This window comes from Robertmurraya sp. DFI.2.37 (assembly GCF_029211245.1).
GTDB classification, from domain to species: domain Bacteria; phylum Bacillota; class Bacilli; order Bacillales; family Cytobacillaceae; genus Robertmurraya; species Robertmurraya methanolica_A.
The window spans coordinates 1-305 of record NZ_JARGEJ010000585.1; the positions used below are offsets into that span (position 1 = coordinate 1).

A 305-nucleotide genomic window follows, 5' to 3' on the forward strand; every position below is an offset into this window, starting at 1 on the left:
CTCAAGCTTTTTATCCTGTTCACTCTGTTCTAATAATGCGATGGAATTTTCAAAATAGGTAAAGTATATGTTGGAAGAGCCGACTTTCACTTTTTCAACTGTGTCTAACAATTTTAGGCCGCGTGCTTCCATTCCCTTAATAAAACGATCTCTTTCATACACTTCCTTCTCTCCAATGATATAACTTTGAGGATCTGTATTTCCTGGTACGAAATAGGCAATATCCTTCTTTCTTATTCCTTCAATCAAAGTATAAAACGGAGCATAATTGTTGCTTTCTGGTGAAACAAGCATATCTCCAGTAA

The 305-nt window shown here is 35.7% G+C and carries 1 protein-coding gene; it reads right to left on the reverse strand.

The window, feature by feature from the left end; genetic code table 11:
* Positions 1-294 (reverse strand): hypothetical protein (locus tag PZE06_RS27795; RefSeq protein ID WP_275792373.1); only part of this gene is annotated, 294 nt, incomplete at its 3' end.
* Positions 295-305: the final 11 nt, after the last annotated feature.